This is a genomic window from Micromonospora sp. IBHARD003, assembly GCF_056106285.1.
Map to the genome: position 1 here is coordinate 3,801,863 of NZ_JBWBBX010000001.1, position 23,762 is coordinate 3,825,624.

A 23,762-nucleotide genomic window follows, 5' to 3' on the forward strand; every position below is an offset into this window, starting at 1 on the left:
AGGCGGGACACCGGCCGTGAAGGGGGCGGGGAAGCGGTCGCCGAGGGGACGAGGGGCCCCGAAGGCAGCCCCCTACACTGGCCGTATGGCGAAGTGGACCCCCAAGCACGAGGCACCGGAGCCCCTGGAGGGGCCCGTCGTCGCCACCATCACCGGCGGCACGATCATCTGGTTCGTCCTGTTCCTCGTCCAGGTCCCCTTCTACGGCTGGTTCGCCGACCGCGACCTGACCTGGTGGGTGTGGACCTGCCTGGCCGGCGGGGGCCTCGGCCTCATCGGTATCTGGTACGTCCGCAAGCGGGACGCGGCGATCAGGCGCGCACAGGCGGCCGCCGACGACGTCGTCCGGGACGGCCACCCCGCTCCCCCCACGGCCTGATCTCCGCCCGCCTCGGCGGGTGAACGCACCCCCGCCGCCGTAACGTCGAGAGCATGACGCAACGGGCTGGGCCCGACGGCCCCGAGCCGACCGGCCGGGCCCTCATCGACGCGGGCGCGGAGCTCGATCCCGTACACCCCGTCAAACCCCCCGTGTTCCACCATCCGGGCGGGCTCACCGCCGCGGAGGTGGGCGAGCGGGTCGCACGCGGCGAGGTCAACGACGTACCCGTCCGCAGCAGCCGCTCCACCGTCGACATCGTCCGCGGCAACGTCTTCACCCGGTTCAACGCGATCATCGGCGTGCTGTGGGTGATCATGTTCCTGGTCGCCCCGTTCCAGGACACCCTGTTCGGCTTCGTCATCCTCGCCAACACCGGCATCGGCATCATCCAGGAACTCCGCGCCAAGAAGACCCTCGACGGACTCGCCGTCATCGGCGAGGCGAAGCCCACCGTGCGGCGCGACGGGGTCGCCACCGAGGTGCCCACCTCCGGGATCGTGCTCGGCGACCTCGTCGAGCTGGGACCCGGCGACAAGGTCGTCGTCGACGGCGAGGTGGCCGAGGCCGACGGTCTGGAGGTGGACGAGTCCCTGCTGACCGGTGAGGCGGACCCGGTGCTGAAGCGGCGCGGCGACCCGGTCATGTCCGGCAGCTTCGTCGTCGCGGGCGGCGGCGCCTTCACCGCCACCAAGGTCGGGCGGGAGGCCTACGCGGCCCAGCTCGCCGAGGAGGCCTCCCGCTTCACGCTCGTCAGCTCCGAGCTGCGCTCCGGCATCTCCACGATCCTCAAGTACGTGACGTGGATGATGATCCCGACCGCGATCGGCCTGATCATCAGCCAGCTGGTGGTCAAAGGCGACAACATCAAGGACTCGATCGCCCGAACCGTGGGCGGCATCGTCCCGATGATCCCCGAGGGCCTGGTGCTCCTCACCTCCGTCGCCTTCGCGATCGGGGTCATCCGGCTCGGCCGAAAGCAGTGCCTCGTCCAGGAACTGCCCGCGATCGAGGGCCTCGCACGGGTCAACGTCGTCTGCCTCGACAAGACGGGCACCCTGACCGAGGGCGGCATGGACGTCACCGGACTGCGCACCCTGGGCGGCTTCGACGAGGCGTACGTCCGCAGGGTCCTCGGCGCGCTCGGCGAGTCCGACCCCCGCCCCAACGCCTCGCTCCAGGCGATCATCGCGGCCTACCCCGACAGCGACGACTGGCGCTGCACCCGGTCGCTGCCCTTCTCCTCCGCCCGCAAGTACAGCGGCGCCACCTTCAGCGAGGGCGACGGACAGAGCTCCACCTGGCTGCTCGGCGCGCCCGATGTGCTGCTGGCCGGGGAAGACCCGGTCCTCGCCGACGTCGGCACGCTCAACGAGCAGGGCCTGCGGGTACTGCTGCTCGCCCGGGCGGCCCGGGAGCTGGACGCCCCCGAAGCCGCCGCCGGCGCCCGCCCCGCCGCTCTGGTCGTCCTCGAACAGCGGCTGCGGCCCGACGCGGCGCAGACACTCGCCTACTTCGCGGACCAGGACGTCGCGGCGAAGGTCATCTCCGGAGACAACGCCGTGTCGGTGGGCGCGGTCGCCGGGAAGCTCGGACTGCCCGGCGCGGCGCACACCGTCGACGCCCGCCGGCTCCCCGCCGACCGGACCGCCATGGCGGCCGAGCTCGACGCGAACGCGGTGTTCGGCCGGGTCACCCCGCAGCAGAAGCGGGACATGGTCGGCGCCCTCCAGTCCCGCGGCCACAACGTCGCCATGACGGGCGACGGCGTCAACGACGTCCTCGCCCTCAAGGACGCCGACATCGGGGTCTCCATGGGCTCGGGCTCCGAGGCGACGAAGGCCGTCGCCCAGATCGTCCTGCTCAACAACAGCTTCGCGACACTGCCGTCCGTGGTCGGCGAGGGCCGCCGGGTCATCGGCAACATCACCCGCGTGGCGACCCTCTTCCTGACGAAGACGGTCTACTCCGTGCTGCTGGCGATCCTCGTGGTCTGCTGGCAGGTGGAGTACCCCTTCCTGCCGCGCCATCTGACGCTGCTGTCCACCCTCACCATCGGTGTGCCGGCCTTCTTCCTCGCCCTCGCCCCCAACAAGGAACGCGCCAGGCCCCACTTCGTACGCCTCGTCATGCGGTACGCGATCCCCGCCGGCATCATCGCGGCGGCCGCCACCTTCACCACGTATCTGCTCGCCCGCTCCTACTACAGCGGGCCCGGCGCCCTCGAGGCGGAGACCAGCGCGGCCACGCTGACACTGTTCCTGGTCGCCCTGTACGTGCTGGCGATCATCGCCCGCCCCTACACCTGGTGGCGGCTCGGCCTGGTCCTGGCGATGGGCCTGGGCTTCCTGGTCGTCCTGGTCGTGCCCTGGCTCCAGGACTTCTTCGCGCTGAAGCTCGTGGGCACGACCATGCCGTGGACGGCGGTGGCGGTCGCGATGGTGGCCGCGGGGGTGCTGGAGTTCGCGTGGCGCTGGGTGGATCGGCGCGTTCCGGCGTAGGCGGTGCTCGGTGCCCGGGTTGCGCCCGGGGTGTCCGTCCTCAGGCGGCGGACGGCCTTGGGGTGTGCCGGTGTCTTGGCGGCGCCCGGGGTGTCCGTCCTCAAGTGCCGGACGGGCTGGTGTGTGCCCCCTACCGTTGCGGCACCCGGGGTGTCCGTCCTCAAACGCCGGACGGGCTTGGGTGTGTGGCCGGTGCGACCCTGCACCGCCCCACCCCGGGCCGCCTGCCGACTGCGGGAAGGGGGGACGCGGAGGGATCGTGTCCGGGACACTAAAACGTGATTTGTGTCGCGCAACACAGGCGATGCCGCAACGGCAGGGGTAAGGCGCGACGTAAATCATGCCGTCCAGGTCGCGAGGCCCGCAGCGGCACCCAACCCGCACCCCACGCCCCGGGCACGCCCCACACCCCAAGCCCGTCCGGCGTTTGAGGACGGACACACCGGCCACGCCCACGCCAGAGGGCACACACCAAAGGCCGTCCGCCGCTTGAGGACGGACACCCCGGGCGCCAACCCGGGCACCGGCAACCCACCCGGCACCGCCCACCGCAGCGCCGCCGCTCAGTCGAACCAGCGGTCCCTCGCCAGTTCCTCCGTCCGGGAGGGGTCCTCCAGCAGGGCCGCGACCTCGAAGCGGCGCGGCCACTGGCCCGCCGCCCAGGCCAGGCCCGCGGCGACACCCTCCAGGGTCGCGGCGTGGATGACGCCGTCGGGCGTGCGGCGCCAGTCGAGTTCGACGCCGCCTGCCAGGAGCTCCTCGTGCTCGATGTACGAGTGCGGGGTCGCCGGGCCCAGCAGGGCGTGCACCGACGGCGGTACGTCGTGTTCCTCGCCCACCGTGGTCACCTCGGCCTCGACCGCCTCGCCGAGCCGCCCGACCTGGAACAGCTCCGCCAGATCCGCCGCACGGTCCGGGGAGACCGGCAGCAGCGGGCGGCCCGCCGTCAGCGGCAGCAGATCGGGCGCGTCGGCGACCAGGGCCTCCGAGGCGTCCACCACCCGCACCTCGCCGTCCACGACCGCGCGCAGCTCGTCGGGGAGCGTCACCTGCTCGGGGTCGAGGTCGGCGAGCGCGGTGTAGAGGGCGTGCAGCTGGGAGGCGCTGACCGGGCGGCCGGGGTCGGCGAGCCGGCCCAGCAACTCGGCCGCACCGCCCGGCTCGTCGAGGAGCGCGGCGACGGAGGTGCGTACCCCCAGGGCGTGCAGGACCTGTTCATCCTCGAAGCCCGTCGCGTCCGCCGAGTCGTACAGCCCCACCAGCAGCGGGTCCCCGCCGGCCGCCCTGAGTCCGGCCGGACGCCGGCCGTCGAGGACCGGGTGGTCCCGCAGCCACCAGGCCGTGTACGGGCGGACGGTCTCCGTCGTACCGTCCGGCAGCAGCACCCTGACCGGCTGGGTGAGCGCGTCCCGCAGCGGCGGCTGCGCCAGCAGGGCGAGCGTCTGCGGCCATCTGTCGTCGTCGACCAGATCCAGGTCGCGGACGGCGACGATCTCCGTGGCGACCGGCGGCACCGGGGTCTCGGGCAGCCGGTCCAGTACGTCCTCGCACCACACGTCGACCACGTCGAGCAGGCCCGCGTCGTCGGGCTCGGGGAAGTCCCCTTCACGGGGCTCCAGTTCATCGGGATCGAGCACGACGTCGGTGGCCCGCACCAGGGCGAAGTTCGCCAGCACCCCGCAGGCGGCGAGCGGCTGCTCTCCCCAGCGATCGGCGAATTCGGCGTCGACGAGGGCGAGTTCGTCCTCGCGCATCACGGACGCGAAAGGGCTTCCCGGAAGCACGAGTTCACCGGCGGGGGCGAGCTCGCCGTCCTCGTCGGGCAGGGCGAGCGCGCCCAGCCAGGGCTCGTCGCCGGGCTCCAGACCCGCGTCCCGCACCAGGGCAAGCACGATCTCCGCGAGCTCCTCGCTGTCCGGTGTGTCACCCTCCTCGTCCCACAGTGCGTCCCCGTCCTCGAGCGACGCCGCGACCGCGACCCGCACCTGCGGCGTCGTCAGCACCGCTCGGGGCGTCGCGGGCAGCGCTCCGAGCTTCTCCAGCAGGGGGTGGGCGGCGTCCGGGTGGGCCACCTTCAGCCCGAACCGGGCCAGCCCTGCGGGCGTTTCGGGCGTCGGCAGCAGGATCTGGCGCGGGCCGATCGTGGTGCGGGTGCGCCGGGGCCCGGGCGCCTCGTCCGTGTCTCCTGCGTCCCTCTCGTCGTATGCCCTGCCACCCGGAGCCGCGAGCGGCACCGGCAACCCCGAGAGCCGCTCCGGGTCCACACCGGCGAGGCTGTCGTACAGGCTCCACCACCACGACGGGTCGCGCTCGATCCCGGCGAGCCGGTCGATCGCCTCGGTCAGCGGGACGCGTGCGACACCGAGCGTACGCAGCTCCACCCGCCGCTCGAGACCGGCCGGCAGCAGCGTCGGCAGCACGTCCGCCAGGACGCGTACGGTCTCGGCGCCCGCGCCCTCGACGACCTCGGCCTCCAGGGGGCGCAGGGCCACCACGTCGTCCGCCGACAGGGCGGCGGGGGCGGCCGGGGCGAGGAACGCGGTGCGGGGCAGCAGTTCGAGGATCGCCGCCCGCAGGGTTCCGTCCAGCTCGCCCTTGCCGAGCGGGCCGGGGACCAGATCGATGGTGCCGGTGCTCACGGGCTGCCACTCGCCGAGGAGTTCGGCGTACGCCTGCGCCGCACGCTGCACCAGGAAGTCGCTGAGCGGACCGGGCGCATGGTGCCGGCGGGCGGTGTCGAGCGGGAGGGTCGCGATGAGCAGGGCGGGCACCCCGAGGGGTTCGTCCGTGGGCGTCGGGGCGTGGACGACGGGCGCGGTGGCCGGATAGACCGGTGCCCCTTCGCCGTCCACGGGCACGGCCCAGGTGACGCTCCAGTGCGGGCGCAGCCGCTCCTCGACGGGGCGGTCGGCGAGGAGCGCGGGGTCGATGGTTCCGTGGTGGGTGACGACGCGCCAGCGATTGACGCCGGTCACGCTGTCCTCGACATGGACGTACGGGCCCTGCTCGGAGCGGCGCAGCGTCCTGGTGCCGTCCGGGGTCTCCACGACGACCTCTTCGAGGCCGGGGAGGGCGAGCAGCAGCGCGTCGTCGACGCCGGTCAGCAGCCGTCCGACGAGGTCTTCGGCGGTGCCGTCGCGCAGGGGCAGGATCACGACGGTGTCGTAGCCGTCGGGGGCGGTGCCCTCGGCGGGCAGCGGAAGCCGCAGCAGGGGTACGTGGCCGTCGCGGCGGCGCAGCTCGTCCCCGAGGCCGGGGCTGGCCTGGGCGGCCTGCTGGGCGAGTCCGCGCGCCTCGGCGAGCGACCACCTGACGCCGCCGTGCCGGCCGACGACGGCGGGCTCGTCGCTGACGGCGAGCACCGCGGCGAAGCCGACACCGAAGCGGCCGACCACGCCCTGGTCGTGTTCCCGCTTTGCGGAGGCGCGCAGAGTGCTGAGCGACTCGACTCCGGCGGCGTCCAGGGGCGCGCCGGTGTTGGCGGCGACGAGGGTGCCCGCGCGCAGGGTGAGCCTGAGCCGACCGGGCACACCGGCGCGGGCGGCCGCGTCGGCGGCGTTCTGGGCGAGCTCGACGACGAGGCGGTCACGGTAGCCGCCGAGGGCGAGGTCCTCCTCGGCGTTGGCATCCTCCCGGAACCGCGCGGGGCTCGCGCCCCACGCGTCGAGCACCCCGCGCCGCAGCCGTGCCGTCCCGAACGGGTCGGCCCCCTCGGTCGTCCTGACGCTCACGCCTGTCTCCGCTCTCTTCTGTCCCTGATACCGGTGTACCTCTGACCGCGTACCGGTGCGGCCCGAAGGTACCGCGTCGGACGGCTGGCTCCGGTCGTGTGTCTGCCCTGCGGACGCGGAAAGAACCGCGGAGACAGCCGCACGGGCACTGCGGAGGCCACTGCGTCGGGGACGCGGAGAAAATCGACGTGCCGGTGTACGGGATCGGCGCCGCTCGCCCACGTGGGTGCGGTGCGCGGCAGGCCCCGGAGACACACCGGCGCTCGCCGGGAGTGGCCCGGCGACACCTCTCGGCTCCGCACCGGGCCGTTCCAGGTCCTGTCCGCCCGGACATCACGACGTCCTGTCCGGGCGGACAGGACGTCGTGCTGTGGCCGGGACCTATCCGGTCGTGGCGAAAGGCCTAGGGGGTTTCTGATGGATCTCCGTGGAGGAAGGAGCGGCGCCCGGTGCGTGCTCTCGGAGTGCCGGCTGGAAGCCCTCGTACTGGACGTACTTGGGCTTTCGGCCGGTGCGGCGAGTGGGGGTACCTCCCACGCCGTAAGACCGTGGGGGCGTGCCGGGCGTCGCGACGCCGCGGAGGTCCGTCAGAAGCCCCCTAGTGCTGTGGCCGGATAGGTTTGCCGGGAAGCTCGCGGCGTCCTGTGCGGTGTATCGCCAGGCGGAGAATCGGCCTTGTACTGGATGTACTCGGGTGATTCGACAACGCAGCGAGACGCCGTGCAGGGCGCCGCGAGCCGGTGAACCTATCCGGTCACAGCACTAGCTGTGACCCAGGTCGTCCGGGGACGCCGCATCCGCGTGGTCCGGCACCGACCCGCTGTCCGGAGCCGGCCGCAGCGGGAACTCGTCCGGCCGCATCGAGTCCAGCACCGGTGCCGCCGGACGCGGCGGCTTCGGCATCACCGCGGCCTCGGAGTGCCCCCCGCAGCCGTACGTGAGCGACACGACCCGCCCGTCGGCCGGTGCGAACTCGTTGGCGCACACCCCGAACGCCTGCTTCAGCGATCCGCTGAGCGGCATCAGGAACGCACAGGACACACAGGTCGCCGGCGCCGCCTGCGCCATCGGGGTCTTGGCGCCGTACGCCTCCTCCCACCGGTCCGCGGCGATGTGCAGCCCGTACCGCGACAGCACCCTCGCCCGCCGCATCCCGAGCTCATCCGCGACCGCGCCGATCGCGCCGCGCGACGGGGCGCGCGAGACGATCTCCGCGTCCTCCGCGTCGACCCTGTCGGCCATCTCGTCCGAGACGTCGGAGTTCGGCGGCGGCGCGTCCTCACCCGAGTAGCCGGGCTCCAGACGGAGGTCCTCCGCCTCGGTGGGGAGCAGATCGCCGGGACCCAGGTCACCGGGCCGCAGCCGTTCGCTCCAGGGCACCCACTCCGGAGCGAGCAGCGCGTCGGTGCCCGGCAGCAGGACGGTTTCGTCGAGCGTGACGGCCTTCGCGCGGGACGCCCTGGCGACCGTCACCGCCCAGCGCCAGCCCCGGTACCCCGGTTCCTTGCATTCGAAGAGGTGGGTGACCACACGGTCGCCCTCGGACACGACGGAGACGTGCTCGCCCACCACCCCCGGCGCCGCCGCTTCCTCGGCCGCCGCCCGTGCGAGGTCTACCGCCTCGGCGCACAGACGGTCGGGGGTACGGCTTCGCGTCGTCGCAGCACTCACAGGTCTCGCTTCTCTCCTACGCCGTCTCACGGGTGCGCGCCGGCCGGGCCGCGATGTACGGGCAGCGGGCGGAGCGGCTGGAAACCTCCGAGAACCTGAGGTACTGGAGGAGCGCCGCATCGACGTCCGCGCCCGGGCAACCAGTCCCGTGCACACCTACCATCACCCATTCTGCGGGATGACGAAGAGGCGCGCGGCCGGGAACTACCGCCGGTGGCGCGCTACGCACGCTACCCCCTCCGTGGCGCGCCGCCCACCTGCCCGTCCGAATCCCGGTTCCGAGCGAAGGTGCGTAGGGCACTATGACGAGGTGACAGCCGCGAGGTCGTCCCCCGTGTCCGGGCCGCTGAGCAGGGCGGCTCGGTCGGTCGGCCGTGCCCTGCACCTGCCGTTCACCGGCGCGGCGAGAGGAATCCGCCGGGCCACCCACGCCCATGGCGCCGGGGAATCGGGGCTCGGCAAACTCATCGAGCTCCACGCGGTCAACGGCGCGGGGGACGTCATGATCACCGTGGCGCTCGCCTCCACCGTGTTCTTCGCGGTTCCCACCGACGAGGCCCGCGGCCGGGTGGCGCTCTATCTCGCCATCACGTTGGCCCCGTTCGCTCTTCTCGCCCCCGTCATCGGCCCTTTGCTGGACCACATCCCGCACGGCCGGCGCGCCGCGATGGCCGGCGCGATGATGACCCGGGCGGTGCTGGCGCTCACCATGTCCGGCGCGGTCGCCACCGGGGGGCTGGAGCTGTACCCGGCGGCGCTGGGCGTCCTCGTGGCGTCGAAGGGGTACGGGGTCGTGCGCAGCGCCGTCGTGCCACGCCTGCTGCCACCGCGCTTCGCCCTCGTGAAGGCCAACTCTCGGGTGACCCTCGCCGGTCTGGTCGCCACCGGCGTCGCCGCACCCGTCGCGGTCGGGCTGCAGCAGATCGGGCCCGCGTGGCCGCTGTACGGGGCCTGCGCCATCTTCGTCGCCGGCACGTTCCTGGCGTTCACCCTCCCCCACAAGGTCGACTCGGCGAAGGGCGAGCACAAGGCGCACATGCTGACGCACGGCGAGCGCAAGCCGAGCCTGCGGACCGTCGGACCCTCCGTGCTGCACGGGCTGCAGGCGAACGCGGCGCACCGCATGCTCTCCGGGTTTCTGATCTTCTTCCTGGCATTCCTGCTCCGGGTGCATCCGCTGGCCGGGCAGAGCGGGGCGGCGTCGCTGGTGATGGTGGGCATCGCGGCGGGCGTGGGCAATGCGTGCGGTACGGCGATCGGTGCGTGGGTGCGGCACCGCCCGCCGGAGATGATCATCGCCGCCGGGCTGACCCTCGCCCTGTCGGCCGCGGTGCTCGCCGCGGTCTTCTTCAGCCCGCTCATGGTGGCGGTGCTGGGCGCGGTCGCGGGGCTTACGCAGGCGCTGTCCAAGCTGTCGCTGGACGCGATGATCCAGCGGGACGTCCCGGAGGCGGTGCGCACCTCGGCGTTCGCCCGTTCGGAGACGCTTCTGCAGATGGCGTGGGTGGTGGGCGGCGCGATCGGGATCGCCCTGCCGCTGAACGGCGTGGTGGGCATGTCGGTGGCGGCGGCGATCCTCGCGACGGGCGCGGCGCTGGCCATGCACGGCCTGCTGGTGGCCTCACGGCGGTCCCTGCCGCCCCCGCGCCGGGTGAGCGCGGCTCCGCGGGTCCGGTGACGGACCGGTGCGGGCACGGACCGCACGGGCACGAAGCGGCGCGGGCACGCCGCACGGGCACGGGCACGGGCACGGGCACCAACGAAACCGCGGCGAAAACACGGACGAAACCGTGCGGAACACACAGAACACGGAGCGCGTGGAAACACGCGGAGGCCCCCGGGTTCCGCCCGTACCGCGGCCGCCGGACGCGGGGGCCGGCCGAAGGACGCAGCGCCACGCCGCACCCCCGCGCTGCGGGACACCGGGGGCCCGATAGCCTTCGGGCCATGACCGTTGCGTTCTCTTCCGGCAAGCACCGCCGGGCCGCCGCCGCCCTCGGTGCCGTGTCCGCCGGCCTCCTCGTACTCTCCGCCTGCGACAAGCCGACGCCGCTCGCGACCGTGACGGTCGGTACGGAATCGGTCAGCACCGAAGCGGCCTGCTACAACGACGGCAAGGCCATCAAGGAATCGCTGATCCAGGGCTGCCTCAACAAGAAGGGCGGCGAGACCATCAAGGTCAGCTCGGACGACCGGGTCCGCTTCGGCGTGGAGCCCGAGGTGGCCAAGAACGGCTGGACGCTGTTCATCGGCGGCCAGCAGGCCGAGCAGGAGCCGTACCACAAGACGTACCGGTCCATCCCCGCCAGTGCGTTCTTCGCCGCCCAGGGTGAGGCGACCGACACCGCGCAGGTCAGCATCGTGGAGACCACCGGCAAGAAGCTGACCGGCATCTGGCACTTCACGCTGAAGAAGGACTGAGCCGGCCGGGCTCGCCCCCATGCATGTACTCGTCGTGACCGCGGTGCCGGCGGAGGCGGATTGCGTGGCCGCCGGGCTGGTGTCCGCGGGCGCCCGTGCCGAGGTCGCCCATGTCGCGGGTGCTTTCACCGGAATCGTTTCCGCGCAGCAGCCGCACCGGTACGGGCTCGGGTGCGAAGGCGGCCGCGGTGTGGCCTTCGACGTGCTGTCCGCGGGCGTCGGCCCGGCCGCCGCGGCGGCCGCCACGGCGACGGCGCTGACGGCGGCGGTGTACGGGAGTGCCGTGGGCCCAGGGCCGGACGGACCCGGATACGGCCTCGTGGTGTCCGCCGGTATCGGGGGCGGCTTCCCGTCGGCGGCCCCGCTCGGTGCGCTCGTCGTCGCGGACGCGATCGTCGCCGCCGACCTGGGAGCCGACACGCCCGACGGGTATCTCGCCGTCGACGAACTCGGCTTCGGGCGTTCCGTCCACGTCCCGTCACCCCGCTCGGCACGCATCGCCGAGGTCCTGGACGCGGTGTACGCGCCGGTGCTCACCGTGTCCACGGTGACCGGGACCGCCGCCCGGGCCGCCGAGCTGACCGCACGTCACCCCAGGGCCGCCGCCGAGGCGATGGAGGGCTTCGGGGTCGCGGAAGCGGCAGCCGCCCGGGGCGTGCCGGTCGTCGAGATCCGTTCCGTGTCGAACGCCGTCGGCCCGCGCGACCGCGGCTCCTGGCGGATCCGCGAGGCCCTCGACGCCCTGCGGGACGCTTTCGCCCTGCTCGGACCGGTCTTCGAGGAGGAGGCCCCATGACCACCCTCAAGATCGCCTATTCGCCGTGCCCCAACGACACGTTCGTCTTCGACGCATGGACCCACGGCCGGGTCCCGGGCGCGCCCCGCCTCGATGTGACCCTGGCCGACATCGACCTCACCAACGCCATGGCCGAGCGCGGCGAGTTGGACGTGCTGAAGGTCTCGTACGCCGTGCTGCCCTACGTCCTCGACAAGTACGCCCTGCTGCCGTGCGGCGGCGCGCTGGGCCGGGGCTGCGGGCCGCTCGTGCTGACCCGCGAGCCGGGCACCGGGGACGCGGCGCAGCTCGCGGGGAAGACCGTCGCCGTGCCGAGCGAGCGCTCGACGGCGTATCTGCTGTTCAGGCTGTGGGCGGCGGACGCCGTCCCCGAGGGTGTGGGCGGGATCGTCGTCCTGCCCTTCCACGAGATCATGCCTGCGGTCCGGGACGGCAAGGTGGACGCGGGCCTGGTCATCCACGAGGCGCGCTTCACCTATCCGGACTACGGGCTGCACTGCCTCGCCGACATGGGCGAGCACTGGGAGTCCACGACCGGGCTGCCGATCCCGCTCGGCGCGATCATCGCCAGGCGCTCGCTCGGCGCCGCGACCCTGGCAACACTGGCCGAATCAGCTCGTGCGTCAGTGCGCATGGCGTGGGACGACCCGGTCGCGTCACGGCCCTATGTGCTCGAACACGCCCAGGAGATGGACCCGGTCGTGGCCGACCAGCACATCGGTCTCTACGTCAACGAGTTCACGGCCGACCTGGGAGAGCACGGATACGCGGCCGTCCGGGGGCTGCTGACCCGAGCCGCCGCCGAGGGCCTGGTGCCCCCGCTGGCACCGGACGCGCTCGCCTTCCCCTGACGACGGGCAGCACGGCTCCCCGACGGTGTGCGGCAGGGTGCACACGACGGGCGTGTGACGGCGCACGACAACGAACCGGCCGAGGGGCGCTGCGCCCCTCGGCCGGATTCATGTCATCGCCGCGCTGTTCCGGACAGGCGACCTATGGCCTAAACGTCGAGCTGGTCGGCCACCGCGCGCAGCAGCCCCGCGATCTTCGCCCCGTGCGCCTTGTCGGGGTAGCGGCCCCGCTCCAGCTGCGGCGTGATGTTCTCCAGGAGGGTCGTCAGGTCCTGGACGATGGACGCCAGCTCGTCGGGCTTGCGGCGCTGCGCCGCGGCGACGGAGGGAGTGGGGTCCAAAACCGTCACCGACAACGCCTGATCACCGCGCTGACCTGCGACGACACCGAATTCGACCCGCTGGCCGGGCTTGAGGCTGTCGACTCCGTCAGGAAGCACCGACGAGTGGACGAAGACGTCGCCGCCGTCGTCGCGGGAGAGAAAGCCGAAGCCCTTCTCGCTGTTGAACCATTTGACCTTGCCGGTAGGCACGTCTGTCCTCGTCCTCGTACTCGTCGGGAATTGCGAAAAATGCCGAAAATGCCGAAAATGCGGAAAAACTAGTCTGAAAAACGGTCTGGATAGCACTGCAGCGGGTCGCCCGACCCGCCAGCACACAAGGCTAATGGTCCCGCGCCCGGTGACAAGACGTCCCCGGTGGTTCCTGTGCGCTGGGAACTACCCTGGTCGGGTGACTCATGAAACCCAAACGAATTCAGCGGGGCCCGGCGATGGGCTGGTACGTATCGGCGGGATCGTCTTCATTCTCGGCGCCGTGGCCACTCTGGTCACAGTGGCCCCGCTTTTCCTGGGTACGGAGCCGTTCCCTCCGGTCGCCTACGCCGTCTGCATGCTGATGGGTGCCGGCTTCCTGATCGCGGGCGCGGGGGTACTGCGGTCGATCGCGGTCCAGCGCCGTCAGGCGCGCACCTCGGCGTCTGGGCCGGCGTCCGGGTCGGCACAGGCGTAGGGCGCGGACGGCTCCGAGCCCGTGTAGGCGGCGAGCCAGCCGGGGAAGGCGGTGAGGTCCGGGAGCACCACGTCCGCCCCCGCCTCCCGTAGCTCGTCCGCCCCGCAGGGCCCGGTCGGTACGGCCACGGACAGCGCCCCCGCCGTCCGCGCGCCGCGCACGTCCCCCGTGTGATCGCCCACGTACACCCCTGCTCCGTGCTCGCGCAGCGCCTCCGCCTTGGCCTCGGCCCAGAGCGAGCCGATGATCGCGTCCGGCTCGATGCCGAGGTGGTCCAGATGCAGCCGCGCGTTCGGCTCGTGCTTGGCGGTGACGACGATCACCCGCCCGCCGAGCGCCTGGATCGCGGCGACGGCCTCCCGGGCGCCGGGCATGGCGAGGGTCGGGGCGATGGCGTGCACGGGGTAGACGTTCTTCCGGTAGTGGTCGCCCACCTCCCGGATCCGGTCGCCGGGGAACCAGTGGGCGAGCTCCTGCTCGAGCGGCGGCCCAAGCCGGGTGACGGCGAGGTCGGCGTCGATGGGGACGCCCGTCTCGGCGGACAGCGCGCGGTAGGCGGCGCGGATCCCCGGGCGGGAGTCGATGAGCGTCATATCGAGATCGAAGCCGACGGTGAGCGGGTTCCGTGCCATGGATCCATTGTGCGGGGTGCCCTCCCGGCACCTGTTCGGCAGGGCGGACTCCGGTGTGACCCGTAAGTGACCCGTACCGGCCGCGCCGCGTAGCTCCCGCCCCGTCAGGACCTGCGGGCCCGCCAGACCAGATAGAGGGCCGTGGCGATCGCCGCGCCCCGCACCACCCAGGGCCAGGTACCCGCGAGCACGGCCGCCATCGCGTCGCCTCCCTGCGCGATCGGCTCGCCCCAGTGGCCGTTGACGCGGCCCCACAGCCAGATCGCCGCCGCCCCCGCGACCGCGCCCGGCAGGCCGAGGACCGCCCACTTCGCCTGGGTGCGGGTGAGCGTGCGCGAGGCGTACGCGAGGAGCCAGCCGAGGCCGAGTGCCGGCCAGGACCCCAGGATCGTGCCGACGACCAGCAGCGCCGCGGCGATCAGGAGGAAGGGGCTGCCGAGCGTGCGCCGGGAGGAGGAAAGGGCTGCCGTGGCCCCGTCCCCACGACGGCGCAGCCCCGGCAGCAGGCGTCGGCGCGGCGCGGCACCGGACGATCCGCCGTCCCCGGCGCCGTCCTGGGGTCCGTCCGGGGCGTGTTCCAGCCCCGGACCGTCCCCGCCCTCGCTGTCCGCAGCGTCCGCACCGTTCTCGCCGTCTTCGCCGTTCCCGGTCCGCGGCGGCTTCAGTATCTCGGGGATCTCCACGCCGCCCACGAAGCCACCGATGCCGCCCTCCCCCGGCCCGATGCGCCACCAGTCCGGTTCGCCGCCGGACGTACCGACCTCGTCCATCCCCGCCAGATGCGGCGGTGTCGCGACGGACGGCGACAGCCCTGCGGACTCCGGCCCCTGCCTCTTCTGCGTCTTCTGCGTCTTCTGCGTCTTCTGCGTCTTCTGCGATCCGCGGGGGCGCGGCACGAATCTCCGGGCCGGGCGGGCCCGTTGCTCCGGCACCCTGGCGCCCGGCACCGAGGAGTCCGGCACCGAGTCCCCGCGCGCGTCCGTACGCCCGCGCGCGGCGGGCGACACGGAAGTGCCCCCGGCCCCGTCGGCCGCCGCGTCCACCACCTCGTCGGGCGTCCCCAGCCGTCCCAGGATGCGGCGCACCGAGGTCGGGCTGTCCGTGCCGACATTCGCGCGCTGCCGGTCGATCTCGTTCCGCAACGACGTCACGAGCTGCATCCTGGTCCCCGAGGGCAGCTGGCGCTGCTGGGCCAGGTCTCCGACCCGGCTCAGGTAGTCGAAGACAAGCTGGTCGCTCTCGATCCCCACGGTCGCCCCTCCACGGCGCGCCCGGTACCGGTGGGCGCCCTGGCCCGACGTTAGCGCGCGGGCAGGGGCTAACGTGGGGCGGATGGGGACCGGTGAGCTCGATCGGGAGGCGCACGTGCCCGCAACCACGGCCGGCGAAAGCGGCGACAGCGGCACGGCGCGTCCGGCACCGCGCACCTTGGCCGAGGCGCTGCGCAACCGCGGCGACGATGGACTGACCGCGCTGCTGCGCGCACGCCCCGACCTGCTGAGCCCGGTTCCGAACGACATCACCCAACTGGCCACCCGGGCCGGGACACGCGCGTCCGTCGTCCGCGCGCTGGAGCGGCTCGACCGGTTCACCCTGCAGTCCGCACAGGCGCTTGCGGTGGCCTCGGAGCCCGCCTCGTACGCCACCGTCCTGGCCCTTCTCGCGGGCGACGACGGCGACCCCGGCGTCGAGGCGGCCCTCCCCCGCGCCCTCGCCGTCCTGCGCGGACAGGCCCTGGTCTGGGGCGACGACGACCGGCTCCGGCTGGTGCGCACCGCCCGTGAGCTGCTCGCCCCGTCCCCCGCCCACCCCTCGCCCACCGGGCTCGGGCCGACCGTCGCCGAGGCCACGGCGGGCATGTCACCGGGGCGGCTGCAGGAAATCCTCGCCACCGCCGGGCTGCCCGCGACCCATGACCCCGTGTCGGCCGTCGGCGCGCTGGCCGGGCTGTTCACGGACCGCGAGCGGATGGCGGCGCTGCTGGACACCGCACCGTCGGAGGCCCTGGCCGTGCTCGACCGGCTGGTGTGGGGGCCGCCGTACGGGGAGGTGACCGCCGATCCCGCGCCGCCGGTGCGCTGGCTGCGGGACCACGGGCTGCTGCTGCCGGCCTCACCGCGCACGGTGGTGCTGCCCCGCGAGGCGGCGCTCCATCTGCGCGGCGGCCGCGCCCACCGCAAGCCGGAGCCGGTGCCGCCCGAGGTGGCCGTCGCCGCAGAACACCGTCCACAGGTTGTGGACAGCACCGCGGCGGGCCAGGCCCACACCGCGCTCGCCACGGTGGAGGAACTCCTCAAGGAGTGGCAGTCGAACGGGCCCCAGGTGCTCAGAGCCGGCGGTCTCGCCGTACGCGACCTCAAGCGGGCCGCTGCGACACTGGACGCCACCGAGACGATCGCCCCGTTCTGGATCGAACTCGCCTACACCGCCGGACTGCTGGCATCGGACGGAGAGGCCGACGAACGCTTCGCCCCGACGCCCGCGTACGACCGGTGGCTGGACCTTCCGGCGGCCGAACGCTGGACGGAGCTGGCGACGGCCTGGCTCACGGCCACCCGCACGGCCGGTCTGGTCGGCGGCCAGGACTCCAAGGGGCGCACCCTCGCGGCGCTCGGCCCCGACCTGGACCGCAGCCCCGCCCCCGAGGTGCGCCACCGCGTACTCGCCCTGCTGGCCGAGCTCCCGGCCGGCGTCGCCCCGCAGCCCGAAACGGTGCTGGCCCGCCTCCAGTGGGAACGCCCGGTCCGCCCCGCCCAGGCGCCCTCGCAGAGCGCCGCCCGCCCCGAACCCCTGGACCTGCGCTCCCGAATCGCCGGCTGGACCCTCACCGAGGCCGAACTCCTCGGCATCACGGGCCGCGGCGCCCTCTCCTCGGCCGCGCGCGCCCTGCTCGCCGGGGCCACCGGCACAGCCCCGGCCCCCGCCACGACCGCCGCCGTCCGCGCACCCGCTCCGGTGCCCACCCCGGGCGAACTCGCCGTCCGGGCCCGCCTCGTGGCCCTGACCATCGCGCCGCTGCTCCCCGCACCGCTCGACCACGTGCTGCTCCAGGCCGATCTCACCGCGGTCGCGCCCGGCCCGCTCGAGCGTCCGCTCGCCGACGCCCTCGGCGTCCTTGCGGACGTGGAATCGAAGGGTGGCGCGACGGTGTACCGGTTCACGCCCTCATCGGTACGGCGCGCCCTCGACGCCGGACAGGCGGCCGCGGACCTGCACGCGTTCCTGGCCAGGCACAGCCGCACGCCCGTGCCGCAGCCGCTGAGCTATCTGATCGACGACGTGGCCCGCAGACACGGCCACCTCCGGATCGGCGCGGCGTCCGCGTACGTACGCTGCGACGACGACGCCCTGCTCGAGGAGATCCTCGCGGACCGCCGCTCGCAGTCACTGCGGATGCGCCGCCTCGCCCCCACCGTGCTGGCTGCCCAAGCCGATCCGGCGGCACTGCTGGAGGGGCTGCGTGCGATGGGGTACGCACCGGCCGCCGAGTCGGCCGAGGGCGATGTGCTGATCACCCGCGCCGACGCCCGCCGCACTCCGCCCCGCACTCCGCCCGTCCCGGTGCCGGACGGCCCCCCGACGCCGGACGACACCCTGCTCGGCGCCGCGGTGAAGGCGATCCGGGCCGGGGACATGGCGGCGACGGCCGTCCGCAAACCCGTCCCCCACGAGGGAGCCCCCGTGGACGCGACCGCACCCGCCGACGGCACGCTGCCCCGCACGACCCCGGCGGAGACCCTCGCGACCGTCCAGGCCGCGGCCCTCACCGGCTCCGTCCTCTGGATCGGCTACGTCAACGCCGACGGGGCCGCGAGCCAGCGGGTCATCGCGCCCGTGCGCGTCGAGGGCGGCTTCGTCACGGCGTACGACCACACGGCCGACGAGGTCCGTACGTACCCGCTGCACCGGATCACGGGCGTCGCGGAACTGGCGGACGAACCGCACGCCTGACGGCTGAGCGGCTCAGGAAGGCGCCGCCTAGTGCTGTGGCCGTATAGGTTCTCCGGCCACAGCACTAGCGGCGGATGACGCCGAGTTCGGTGGCGGTGGCGACGGCGGCGGTGCGGGAGTCGACGCCGAGCTTGGTGTAGATGCGCGCCAGATGGGACTTGACGGTGCCCTCGGTGAGGTGGAGCCGGTGGCCGACGGCCTGGTTGGACAGGCCCTCGGCGACCAGGGACAGGACTTCGCCCTCGCGCCGGGTCAGGGCGGTGCCGGGGGTGCGCAGCCGGTTCATCAGCCGGTCGGCGACCGCGGGCGCCAGCGTGGTGCGGCCCGCGGCAGCGGTGCGCACGGCGGCGGCCAGCTCCTCGGGTGGGGCGTCCTTGAGGAGGTAGCCGGTGGCGCCGGCCTCGATGGCGGGGAGCGTGTCGGCGTCGGAGTCGTAGGTGGTGACGATCAGCACGCGGGGGGCGTCCGGCCGGGCGGTGATCCGGGCGGTGGCCTCGGCACCGTTCATCCCCTTGCCGAACTGCAGATCCATCAGCACGACGTCGATGTCGCCCATCGCCGCGCGGGCGACGGCGTCCTCGGCAGTGGCGGCCTCGCCGGCCACTTCGAGGCCGGGTTCGGTCTCCAGTACGGCGCGCAGTCCTGCCCGGACCACGGGGTGGTCGTCGGCCAGGAGCAGACGGATGAGGGTGTCGGTCACGGGCGCGCCTCGGTCTGGGTCTCGGTCTGAACCTGGGTGTGGGACTCGGTTCGAGTCCGGGTCTGGGACTCGGTCTGGGACTCGGTGGGCGGGGGGAGGGGGAGCAGTGCGGCCAGTGCGGTGCCCTGCCCCGGGGCGGCGTCGACGGTCAGCGTCCCGCCGAGCGCGTGGACGCGGGCGCGCATGGCCGCCAGGCCGAAGCCCCCGCTTTCGGGATCGGGGACGGGCAGGTGGTCGGGGTCGAAGCCGCAACCGTCGTCGACGACGTCGACGGCGATGTGGTCACCGAGGTAGCCGAGGGTGACCTCGGCGGTGGTGGCCTCCGCGTGGCGGACGGTGTTGGCGAGGGCGGACTGGACGATGCGCAGCAGTGCGACCTCGTATGCGGTCGGCAGCGGTACGGGGTCGCCGGTGAGGTGGAGACGTGCGGTGAGCCGGTGGCGGGTGCTGGTGGTGGCGCACAGGCGCCGGAGGGCGTCCGGCAGGGTGGTGTCGTCGAGCGAGGGTGGAGTGAGGGCGGCGACGAAGCGCCGGGCTTCGGCGAGGTTGTCGACGGCGGCCTGGCGGGCCTGGTCGACGTAGCGGGCGGCGCTGTCGGGGCTGCCCGGCAGGGCTCGTTCGGCCGCACGCAGCAGCAGCTGGATGCTGGAGAGGCCCTGGGCGAGGGTGTCGTGGATCTCGCGGGCCAGGCGTTCCCGTTCGGCCAGTACGCCGGCGGTGTGCTGCGCGGCGGCCAGGTCGGCGCGGGTGGCGGTGAGCTCCTCGATCAGATGCCTGCGCTGTTCGCTCTCCCGGTACAGGGCCTGGTACCCCCACACCACCGCGACCGCCACAGCGGCACCGAGGGCGGGTCCGATGGCCATCGCCGCGCTGAAGGCGCCCTGGTGGGCGGCGAATCCCGCGATGGCCGCCACCGCGGTGGCCACCACCGCGGCCAGTCCGGCGCGGCGGGGCAGCAGATGGAGCTGGAGGAAGTACAGCGGGAAGGCCACCCACACGCCGTCCGCGGACAGGCTCAGCAGCACCAGCCAGCAGGCGCCCACGGCGGCCAGCCACAGCGCAGCGGCCCGCCGCGAGCGGCGGACGCCGGGCAGCACAGGCCCTGCCGCATACACCAGGCCGCACACCGCGGTCGCGGCGACGACCCCTCCCGCGTGCGGCAGCCGGTCGGCCACGGCCCGGCCGGCGGCGAGGCCGAGCAGACCGACGACCAGCAGGTGCAGGCACCAGGCCAGGGCACGAGGGGTGGGGGTCAGATCGGGGGCGGCGGTGTTCACAGTCCGTCCAGCCTAAGGAGAAGCACCCGGCGAAGCTTCCATCGAAAGTTACAACCCGCGCACCGCCTTTCGACGCGGCAAGTGCTGTCCTGGGCCGGATGCCCGCGCGGAGGCCTGGCGGCGACGGTGGGGACATACCGTTCCCACCCCGTGAAAGGGCAGGCCCAAGCCTTGTTCGTCGCCTGGAGAGACCTGAAGTTCGCCAAGGGGCGCTTCGCCCTGATGGGCACCGTCATCGTGCTGATCACCCTGCTGGTCGGGCTGCTGTCCGGGCTGACCGCCGGGCTCGGCCGGCAGAACATCTCCGCGATCACCACTCTGCCCGCCGACAGGATCGCCTTCGGCGCGCCGGGCGAGGGCGGGAAGCTGTCGTACTCCGACTCCACCGTCACGGAGAAGCAGTGGCAGCAGTGGGCGGGGACGCCCGGCGTCAACAGTGCGGAACCCCTGGGGATCACCACCACCAGGGCCACCGTCGGCAACAGGAGCACCGGTGTGTCCGCGTTCGGCGTGAAGCCGGGCTCCGCGCTCGCCCCCGACAGCGACAAGATCAGCGACAGCACGGCGGTCCTCTCCACCACCGCCGCCGGCGAACTCGGTGTCAGCGCGGGCGACACCATCTCCCTGTCCGGGCGGAACGTCACCGTCGCCGCGGTGAGCGGTGACGCCTCCTTCAGCCACACCCCTGTCGTCTGGACCAGCCTCGGCACCTGGCAGGCCACCGCACCCCCGGCAGGAAAGGGCGGCGAGCGGACCGCCACCGTCATCGCCCTGGACACCGCATCCGGCGCCGACCTCGATGCCGCCGACGAGGCGGCGGGCACCAGGACGGTCTCCAAGGACGACTCGCTGTCCGCGATCGGCTCCTACACCTCCGAGAACGGCTCCCTGCAGCTGATGCGCGGCTTCCTGTTCGCGATCTCCGCCCTGGTCATCGGCGCCTTCTTCACCGTGTGGACCATCCAGCGCAGCGGCGACGTCGCCGTGCTGAAGGCCCTGGGCGCCTCCACCGCCGACCTGCTGAAGGACGCCCTCGGCCAGGCCGTCGTCCTGTTGGTCGGAGGCACCCTGGCCGGAACCGCCCTCGCCGCCGGCGTCGGCGCCGTGATCTCCGGAGGTCCGGTGCCCTTCCTCCTGACCCCCGCCACCGTCCTGGTCCCCGCCGCCGTGATGATCCTCCTCGGCGCGCTCGGGGCCGCCCTGTCCATCCGCCGCATCACCTCCGTCGACCCGCTGACCGCCTTGGGGAGCGCACGATGACCCTCACCCTGCACGACATCACCCTCACCTACCCCGACGGCGACAGCCGGCTCACCGCCCTCCAGCACGTCACGCTGGACGTGCCCAAGGGCAGCCTGACCGCCGTCGTCGGCCCCTCCGGCTCCGGCAAGTCCAGCCTCCTGGCCGTCGCCGCCACCCTCATCACGCCCGACTCCGGCACCGTCACCGTGGACGGGACCACCACCACCGGCATGACCCGCGGCGAACTCACCGCACTGCGCCGCCGCACGATCGGCATCGTCTTCCAGCAGCCCAACCTCATCGCCTCGCTCACCGCGGCCGAACAGCTCCAGGTCCTGGCACGGATCGACGGCCGCTCCCCTGGCAGGGCCCGCCCCCGCGCCATGGAACTGCTCGACGCCGTCGGCCTGGCCGACCACGCCGACCGCCGCCCCCACCAGCTCTCCGGAGGCCAGCGGCAGCGCGTCAACATCGCCCGCGCGCTGATGAACGACCCGACCGTGCTGCTGGTCGACGAGCCCACCAGCGCCCTGGACCACGAACGCGGAGCGGCCGTCATCGACCTGATCACCCGGCTCACCCACCAGAAGGCCACCGCCACGATCCTGGTCACCCACGACCACGCCCATCTGACCGCGGCCGACCGGATCGCCGAAGTCCACGACGGGCGCCTGCGTCTCCCGGCCACGACCGGGTAGCCCCTACGCCCCTACGCCCGGCCGGGCACGGCGCCGCCGTCCCTCTGTGGCCACGGCCGCCCGCGCACGCCGCCCTTAGGGCAAACTGGAGGTTTGGCTGCACGCATCCGCACGGGCGCCGCGAGGAAAGGGCACACGGGTGAACGGACCGCTCATCGTCCAAAGCGACAAAACGCTCCTGCTCGAAGTCGACCACGACCAGGCCGACGCCTGCCGTCGCGCCATCGCGCCCTTCGCGGAGCTGGAGCGGGCGCCGGAGCACATCCACACGTACCGCATCACGCCCCTCGGGCTGTGGAACGCCCGTGCCGCCGGGCATGACGCCGAGCAGGTCGTCGACGCGCTCGTGGAGTTCTCGCGCTACCCCGTACCGCACGCCCTGCTCGTCGACGTCGCCGAGACGATGGCCCGGTACGGCCGCCTCACCCTCCTCAAGCACCCCACCCACGGACTGGTGCTCACCACCACCGACCGGCCCGTCCTCGAGGAGATCCTGCGCTCCAAGAAGATCCAGCCGCTGGTGGGCGCCCGGCTCGACCCGGACACCGTGTCCGTGCATCCGTCCGAGCGCGGCCAGATCAAGCAGACACTGCTGAAGCTCGGCTGGCCCGCCGAGGACCACGCCGGTTACGTCGACGGCGAGGCCCACCGCATCGACCTGGACGAGTCGGGCTGGGGTCTGCGGCCGTACCAGAAGCAGGCCGTCGAGGGCTTCTGGCACGGCGGCTCGGGCGTCGTGGTGCTGCCCTGCGGCGCGGGCAAGACCCTTGTCGGCGCGGGCGCCATGGCGCAGGCCAAGGCGACGACGCTGATCCTCGTCACCAACACCGTCTCGGCCCGGCAGTGGAAGCACGAACTGGTCAAGCGGACCTCGCTCACCGAGGACGAGATCGGTGAGTACAGCGGCGCGAAGAAGGAGATCCGCCCGGTCACCATCGCCACGTACCAGGTGCTGACGACCAAGCGGAAGGGGATCTACACCCACCTGGAGCTGTTCGACTCCCGCGACTGGGGTCTCATCGTCTACGACGAGGTGCATCTGCTGCCCGCGCCGGTGTTCAAGTTCACGGCGGATCTGCAGGCCCGCCGCCGGCTCGGCCTGACGGCGACCCTGGTGCGCGAGGACGGCCGCGAGTCGGACGTGTTCTCGCTGATCGGACCGAAGCGCTTCGACGCGCCCTGGAAGGAGATCGAGGCGCAGGGCTACATCGCGCCCGCCGACTGCGTCGAGGTCCGGGTCAATCTCACCGAGTCCGAGCGGCTGGCGTACGCGACGGCGGAGACCGAGGAGAAGTACCGCTACTGCGCGACGACCGACACCAAGCGCCGGGTGACGGAGGCGCTGGTGCGCAAGCACCGGGGCCAGCAGACCCTGGTGATCGGCCAGTACATCGACCAGCTGGACGAGCTCGGCGAGCATCTGCAGGCCCCGGTCATCAAGGGCGAGACGCCCAACGCACAGCGTGAGAAGCTCTTCGACGCGTTCCGCAACGGAGAGATCTCCGTCCTCGTCGTGTCGAAGGTCGCGAACTTCTCCGTCGACCTGCCCGAGGCCACCATCGCCATCCAGGTCTCCGGGACCTTCGGCTCCCGCCAGGAGGAGGCCCAGCGCCTCGGCCGCGTGCTGCGCCCCAAGGCGGACGGGCACAAGGCCCACTTCTACTCGGTGGTGGCCCGCGACACGATCGACCAGGACTTCGCCGCCCACCGCCAGCGCTTCCTGGCGGAGCAGGGCTACGCGTACCAGATCATGGACGCGGACGGGCTGCTGGCGGACGGGTAACCAGGGCTGGGGACCGAGGACTGAGGACCGGGGACCGAGCCGAGGGTCCGGTGCCCCGAACCGGGGCCCGAAGGAGGGGGCGGATGCCGGGCCCTTGCCGGCATATCCGATGATGTGT

17 protein-coding genes are annotated in these 23,762 nt (G+C 73.1%); 10 read left to right on the top strand and 7 right to left on the bottom strand.

What is annotated here, in order from left to right:
* Nucleotides 1-85 precede the first annotated feature (85 nt).
* Together ACTWOL_RS16820 and ACTWOL_RS16825 are read left to right on the top strand one after the other, a co-directional pair.
* Nucleotides 86-379, top strand: coding sequence for a DUF2530 domain-containing protein (locus ACTWOL_RS16820; protein WP_474297542.1), 294 nt, complete (start codon nt 86-88; stop codon nt 377-379).
* 53 nt (nt 380-432) lie between these two features.
* Nucleotides 433-2,880 (top strand): HAD-IC family P-type ATPase, encoded by a 2,448-nt coding sequence (locus tag ACTWOL_RS16825; RefSeq protein ID WP_474297543.1) that lies wholly within the window; start codon nt 433-435, stop codon nt 2,878-2,880.
* 563 nt (nt 2,881-3,443) lie between these two features.
* On the opposite strand, the gene ACTWOL_RS16830 is transcribed toward ACTWOL_RS16825, so the two are convergent.
* Both ACTWOL_RS16830 and ACTWOL_RS16835 read right to left on the bottom strand, forming a co-directional pair.
* Nucleotides 3,444-6,611, bottom strand: coding sequence for a sacsin N-terminal ATP-binding-like domain-containing protein (locus ACTWOL_RS16830; protein WP_474297544.1), 3,168 nt, complete (start codon nt 6,609-6,611; stop codon nt 3,444-3,446).
* 762 nt (nt 6,612-7,373) lie between these two features.
* Nucleotides 7,374-8,282, bottom strand: a complete 909-nt coding sequence (locus ACTWOL_RS16835) for a DUF3027 domain-containing protein (RefSeq protein WP_474297545.1) — start codon at nt 8,280-8,282, stop codon at nt 7,374-7,376.
* Nucleotides 8,283-8,592: 310 nt separating this feature from the next.
* Between ACTWOL_RS16835 and ACTWOL_RS16840 the strand changes: the two genes are divergently transcribed.
* The 4 genes from ACTWOL_RS16840 to ACTWOL_RS16855 all read left to right on the top strand — a co-directional run bounded on the left by ACTWOL_RS16840 (nt 8,593) and on the right by ACTWOL_RS16855 (nt 12,350).
* Entirely contained in the window at nt 8,593-9,960 is a 1,368-nt protein-coding gene (locus ACTWOL_RS16840; protein WP_474297546.1) for an MFS transporter, read from the top strand.
* Nucleotides 9,961-10,229: 269 nt separating this feature from the next.
* Nucleotides 10,230-10,703: a hypothetical protein gene (locus ACTWOL_RS16845; RefSeq protein ID WP_474297547.1), complete on the top strand. Its 474-nt coding sequence runs from the start codon at nt 10,230-10,232 to the stop codon at nt 10,701-10,703.
* 19 nt (nt 10,704-10,722) lie between these two features.
* Nucleotides 10,723-11,499: a futalosine hydrolase gene (locus tag ACTWOL_RS16850; RefSeq protein WP_474297548.1), complete on the top strand. Its 777-nt coding sequence runs from the start codon at nt 10,723-10,725 to the stop codon at nt 11,497-11,499.
* Complete coding sequence (locus ACTWOL_RS16855) at nt 11,496-12,350, top strand: 1,4-dihydroxy-6-naphthoate synthase (protein WP_474297549.1); 855 nt, start codon at nt 11,496-11,498, stop codon at nt 12,348-12,350. Before ACTWOL_RS16850 ends, ACTWOL_RS16855 begins: the two co-directional genes overlap by 4 nt.
* 149 nt (nt 12,351-12,499) lie before the next feature.
* Here the strand turns inward: ACTWOL_RS16855 and ACTWOL_RS16860 are convergent, their stop codons facing one another.
* From ACTWOL_RS16860 to ACTWOL_RS16870, 3 genes are all read right to left on the bottom strand, one after another.
* The gene (locus tag ACTWOL_RS16860; RefSeq protein WP_138054570.1) at nt 12,500-12,883 is read right to left on the bottom strand and encodes a cold-shock protein; all 384 of its coding nucleotides are present in this window, start codon (nt 12,881-12,883) and stop codon (nt 12,500-12,502) included.
* A gap of 426 nt (nt 12,884-13,309) precedes the next feature.
* Nucleotides 13,310-13,993, bottom strand: a complete 684-nt coding sequence (locus ACTWOL_RS16865; RefSeq protein WP_474297550.1) for an HAD family hydrolase — start codon at nt 13,991-13,993, stop codon at nt 13,310-13,312.
* 104 nt (nt 13,994-14,097) lie between these two features.
* Nucleotides 14,098-15,243, bottom strand: a complete 1,146-nt coding sequence (locus ACTWOL_RS16870) for a hypothetical protein (protein ID WP_474297551.1) — start codon at nt 15,241-15,243, stop codon at nt 14,098-14,100.
* A 115-nt stretch (nt 15,244-15,358) separates the two neighbouring features.
* On the opposite strand from ACTWOL_RS16870, the gene ACTWOL_RS16875 reads away from it, so the two are divergent.
* Entirely contained in the window at nt 15,359-17,944 is a 2,586-nt protein-coding gene (locus tag ACTWOL_RS16875) for a helicase-associated domain-containing protein (protein WP_474297552.1), read from the top strand.
* A 64-nt stretch (nt 17,945-18,008) separates the two neighbouring features.
* On the opposite strand, the gene ACTWOL_RS16880 is transcribed toward ACTWOL_RS16875, so the two are convergent.
* On the bottom strand, nt 18,009-18,644 hold the full coding sequence (locus ACTWOL_RS16880; protein ID WP_474297553.1) for a response regulator: 636 nt from the start codon (nt 18,642-18,644) through the stop codon (nt 18,009-18,011).
* A complete protein-coding gene (locus ACTWOL_RS16885) occupies nt 18,641-19,921 on the bottom strand; it encodes a sensor histidine kinase (protein WP_474297554.1) in 1,281 nt (426 codons plus the stop codon). Before ACTWOL_RS16885 ends, ACTWOL_RS16880 begins: the two co-directional genes overlap by 4 nt.
* A 150-nt stretch (nt 19,922-20,071) precedes the next feature.
* Between ACTWOL_RS16885 and ACTWOL_RS16890 the strand changes: the two genes are divergently transcribed.
* The 3 genes from ACTWOL_RS16890 (at nt 20,072) to ACTWOL_RS16900 (ending at nt 23,644) form a co-directional block, all read left to right on the top strand.
* A complete protein-coding gene (locus ACTWOL_RS16890) occupies nt 20,072-21,181 on the top strand; it encodes an ABC transporter permease (protein WP_474297555.1) in 1,110 nt (369 codons plus the stop codon).
* Complete coding sequence (locus tag ACTWOL_RS16895) at nt 21,178-21,861, top strand: ABC transporter ATP-binding protein (RefSeq protein ID WP_474297556.1); 684 nt, start codon at nt 21,178-21,180, stop codon at nt 21,859-21,861. The genes ACTWOL_RS16890 and ACTWOL_RS16895 overlap by 4 nt, the downstream gene beginning before the upstream one ends.
* A 139-nt stretch (nt 21,862-22,000) precedes the next feature.
* The gene (locus tag ACTWOL_RS16900; RefSeq protein ID WP_474297557.1) at nt 22,001-23,644 is read left to right on the top strand and encodes a DNA repair helicase XPB; all 1,644 of its coding nucleotides are present in this window, start codon (nt 22,001-22,003) and stop codon (nt 23,642-23,644) included.
* Nucleotides 23,645-23,762 lie beyond the last annotated feature (118 nt).

Coding starts and splice junctions, on each gene's coding strand:
- ACTWOL_RS16820 (WP_474297542.1), top strand. CDS start 86: ATGGCGAAGTGGACCCCCAAGCACGAGGCACCGGAGCCCCTGGAGGGG.
- ACTWOL_RS16825 (WP_474297543.1), top strand. CDS start 433: ATGACGCAACGGGCTGGGCCCGACGGCCCCGAGCCGACCGGCCGGGCC.
- ACTWOL_RS16845 (WP_474297547.1), top strand. CDS start 10,230: ATGACCGTTGCGTTCTCTTCCGGCAAGCACCGCCGGGCCGCCGCCGCC.
- ACTWOL_RS16850 (WP_474297548.1), top strand. CDS start 10,723: ATGCATGTACTCGTCGTGACCGCGGTGCCGGCGGAGGCGGATTGCGTG.
- ACTWOL_RS16855 (WP_474297549.1), top strand. CDS start 11,496: ATGACCACCCTCAAGATCGCCTATTCGCCGTGCCCCAACGACACGTTC.
- ACTWOL_RS16865 (WP_474297550.1), bottom strand. CDS start 13,993: ATGGCACGGAACCCGCTCACCGTCGGCTTCGATCTCGATATGACGCTC.
- ACTWOL_RS16895 (WP_474297556.1), top strand. CDS start 21,178: ATGACCCTCACCCTGCACGACATCACCCTCACCTACCCCGACGGCGAC.